This window comes from Acidovorax sp. KNOB132 (assembly GCF_057541515.1).
Genome location: NZ_BAAJYT010000318.1, coordinates 1 through 3,767 on the forward strand (window position 1 = coordinate 1; position 3,767 = coordinate 3,767).

The following is a 3,767-nucleotide window of genomic DNA, read 5'->3' on the forward strand; positions in this document are numbered from 1 at the left end:
TGTACCTGGACACCGTGGTGCTGCTGGGCGCGCTGGGCGGCCAGCAGCCGGCGGGCCAGCAGCTGCGCTTCACGCTGGGCGCCACCACGGCCTCCACCCTGTGGTTCCTCACCCTCGGGCTGGGCGCGCGGCGGCTGGCGCCTTGGTTCGCCCGGCCGGTGGCCTGGCGCTGCCTGGACGCGGGCATCGCGGCGGTCATGTTCTCGATCGCTCTGTTCCTGGCCTTCACCCCCCTGCATTCCACCCCATGACTGCTCCACCCCTCTCCGCCCGCAGCATCACGCTCGCCACCCTGCCCTCCCTCTACGCCGTCGCCCGGCTCGCGCCACAGGCGGCCATTCCGCCGTGGGCCGATGGCGAGGGGTTCGTCTCGATCTCGCGCAGCGGCGAGGAGCTGTCGATCACCTGCCTGCAGGCGCGCGTGCCGGACGGCGTGCAGGCCGACCGGGGCTGGGTGGCGTTCCGTTTCGTGGGGCCGTTCGGCTTCGGCGAGACGGGCATCGTCCTGTCGGTGATCCGCCCGCTGTCGGAGAACGGCATCGGCATCTTCGTGGTCTCCACCTTCGACGGCGACCACCTGCTGGTGTCGCAGGCGGACGGCGAACGCGCCTGCGCGCTGCTGGCCGCCGCGGGCCACCGGGTGGTGCCGGCGGCCGGCTGAAGGGGCACGGGCGGGCGGGGACCGAAGGCGGGCAGAATCGACCGGGTCGCCGGCTTGGGGCTTTCCGCCCTCCCGCAGCCGGCCCCTTCGCACTGGAGCCCGCATGACCATCGCATTGCCCAAGGACGTCCACCAGCAGGCCGTGGCCTCGATCGAGCGGTATTTCCGCGACAACATGGAAGAGAAGATCGGCAACATCGCCGCCAGCGGCCTGCTGGGCTTCTTTCTGGAGGAGATCGGACCCAGCGTCTACAACCAGGCCGTGGCCGACGTGCAGGAGCGCCTGCAGCAGCGCGTGGCCGAAGTCGATATCGAGGTGCACGAAGACGAATTCCGCTACTGGCAGAAGTTCGACCGCGCGGCAAAGAAAGGCCGGCCATGACCGCGCACCTGCGCCCCGCCCGACCCGCCGACGCCCCGGCCATCGCGGCCCTGCACACCGCCAGCTGGCGGTTCGCCTACCGGGGCGCCCTGTCCGAGCACTACCTCGCCACCGACGTGGAAGCCGACCGGCTGGCCCTCTGGACGCAGCGGCTTCAATCACCGCATCCGCCCGCTGGGCAGCACGTGATCGTGGCCGCTGAAGGCGACCGCCTGCTCGGATTCGTCTGCGCCTATCCGGGAGAAGACCCGGTGTGGGGCAGCCTGCTGGACAACATCCACGTGAGTGCGCAGGCGCACGGATCGGGCATCGGCGCGCAGCTGCTCGCCGCCGTGGCGGACCACTGCGCCGCGGCCTGCGCCGATGCGGGGTTGTACCTCTGGGTGCTGCAGAGCAACCTGCAGGCGCAGCGCTTCTATGCCGCCCACGGGGCCGCGAACGTGCAGGCCGACCAGTGGGACGCGCCCGGCGGCACGCGGGTGCCCACGTTCCGCTTCGCCTGGCAGGCGGGCGCACTGCCCGTGTCCGGCCGGTCGAAGCCCCCACGCGGCACGCCGGCCTGAGCCCGGCGGGATAATCGGCCCTCGCCCGCCTTCCGCCGCGCTTTGCTGCCCCCGCCTTTTTTGCGCGGCCGCCCTGCCCCACACCCATGTCCGCCTCGACCCCCCGCGTGCTGGCCGTCATCCCGCCGATGACGCAGCTGAACACGCCTTACCCCTCCAGCGCCTACCTGACGGGCTTTCTGCGCTCGCGCGGCGTCACCGCGTTCCAGGAAGACCTGGCGCTGGCCCTGGTGCTGCGCCTGCTCTCGCCCGAGGGCCTGCAGGCCGTGGCCGCGCGGGTGCAGGCCCTGCCCGAGGCGCGGCGCAGCCCGGCGGTCCAGTCCTTCGCCGCGCAGCAGGACCGCTACCTCGCCACGGTGGCGCCGGCCATCGCATTCCTGCAGGGGCGCGACTCGACGCTCGCGCACCGCATCGCCGGGCGCCACTACCTGCCCGAGGGCCCGCGCTTCGCCTCGCTCGACGTCTATGTGGACGACGAGGGCGGCGATCCGCTGGGCTGGGCCTTCGGCGCCCTGGGCCTGCACGACAAGGCCAAGCACATCGCCACGCTGTACCTGAACGACCTGGCCGACGTATTACGCGATGCGGTGGACGAGCGCTTCGAGTTCGTGCGCTATGCCGAGTCGCTGGCCGGCAGCCAGCCCACCTTCGATCCGCTGGCCGACGCGCTGGCCGCGCCGCCCACGCTGGTGGACGAGATGCTCGAGGCGCTCACGCACGAGGCCATCGCGCGCCACACGCCCGACGTGGTGCTGCTGTCCGTGCCCTTTCCCGGCTCTGTGTACGCGGCCTTTCGCATCGCGCAGGCCATCAAGGCGCGCTACCCGCACATCGCCACGGTGCTGGGCGGCGGCTTCGTGAACACCGAGCTGCGCGAGCTGGCCGAGCCCCGCGTGTTCGACCATTTCGACTACGTCACGCTGGACGCGGGCGAGCGCCCGCTGCTCGCGCTGCTGGAGCACGTGCAGGGCCAGCGCGGCCGCCAGCGCCTGGTGCGCACCTTCGTGCGGGGCGACGACGGCGCCGTGCAGTACGTGAACATGATGGAGGCCGACATCGCCTTCGCCGAGGTGGGCACGCCCACCTGGGACGGCCTGCCGCTGGACCGCTACCTCTCGCTGCTGGACATGCTCAACCCCATGCACCGGCTGTGGAGCGACGGGCGCTGGAACAAGCTCACCGTGGCCCACGGCTGCTACTGGAAGAAGTGCAGCTTCTGCGACGTGAGCCTGGACTACATCAGCCGCTACGAGGGCGCGAGCGCCGCCGTGCTGGCCGACCGCATCGAGCAGATCGTGCGCGAGACCGGGCAGACCGGCTTTCACTTCGTGGACGAGGCCGCCCCGCCGAAGGCCCTCAAGGCGCTGGCCACCGAGCTGATCGAACGCAACGCCGGCATCTCGTGGTGGGGCAACGTGCGGTTCGAGAAGACCTTCACGCCCGAGCTGGCCGAGCTGATGGCCGACTCCGGCTGCATCGCGATCTCGGGCGGGCTGGAGGTGGCCTCGGACCGGCTGCTGCAGCTCATGAAGAAGGGCGTGTCGGTGGACCAGGTGGCGCGCGTGACGCGGGCCTTCACCGATGCCGGCATCCTCGTGCACGCGTACCTGATGTACGGTTTTCCGACCCAGACGGTGCAGGACACCGTGGATGCGCTCGAATACGTGCGCCAGCTGTTCGCCAACGGCTGCATCCAGAGCGGGTTCTTCCACCGCTTCGCCTGCACCGTGCACTCGCCCGTGGGCAAGAACCCCGGGGAGTACGGCGTCACGCTCGCGCCGCTGCCGCCGGGCGGCTTCGCCAAGAACGACGTGGCCTTCATCGACCCCACCGGCGTGGACCACGACGCGCTGGGCGGCGCGCTGAAGAAGGCGATCTACAACTACATGCACGGCATCGGGCTGGACGAGGACGTGCGCGCCTGGTTCCCGTTCAAGGTGCCCAAGACCACCGTGGCGCGGCACCGCATCGAGCGGGCGCTCGCCAGCCGCGCGCACTGAAGCTCGATCGCCGCAGCGGCTGGGGGCGCCTGCGTACACTACGCCGGTCCCGGCTTCCCCTCCCACCGCCCCATGCACGTACCCCGGCTGCGCCCTGTCTTGTCCCTGTGCCCCACGGCGCACCCGAGGCTGCACGCCTGGGGGCCTTGCGGCCCTGCTGG

Annotated in this window: 5 protein-coding genes; all 5 read left to right on the forward strand. The window is 71.4% G+C overall.

Features of this window, described 5'->3' with window-relative positions:
• Positions 1–251: LysE/ArgO family amino acid transporter (locus tag AC27IO_RS21700; RefSeq protein ID WP_498740704.1), on the forward strand; the 251-nt coding region annotated here is incomplete at its 5' end.
• Positions 248–661 carry an ACT domain-containing protein gene (locus tag AC27IO_RS21705; protein WP_498740706.1) on the forward strand — a complete coding sequence of 138 codons (414 nt, stop codon included), beginning with the start codon at positions 248–250 and terminating at the stop codon, positions 659–661. The genes AC27IO_RS21700 and AC27IO_RS21705, both read left to right, overlap by 4 nt.
• Positions 662–764: 103 nt before the next feature.
• Positions 765–1,043 (forward strand): DUF2164 domain-containing protein, encoded by a 279-nt coding sequence (locus AC27IO_RS21710; protein ID WP_272566177.1) that lies wholly within the window; start codon positions 765–767, stop codon positions 1,041–1,043.
• The gene (locus AC27IO_RS21715; protein ID WP_498740707.1) at positions 1,040–1,606 is read left to right on the forward strand and encodes a GNAT family N-acetyltransferase; all 567 of its coding nucleotides are present in this window, start codon (positions 1,040–1,042) and stop codon (positions 1,604–1,606) included. The genes AC27IO_RS21710 and AC27IO_RS21715 overlap by 4 nt, the downstream gene beginning before the upstream one ends.
• Positions 1,607–1,692: 86 nt before the next feature.
• Positions 1,693–3,606 (forward strand): B12-binding domain-containing radical SAM protein, encoded by a 1,914-nt coding sequence (locus AC27IO_RS21720; RefSeq protein WP_317356994.1) that lies wholly within the window; start codon positions 1,693–1,695, stop codon positions 3,604–3,606.
• Positions 3,607–3,767 lie beyond the last annotated feature (161 nt).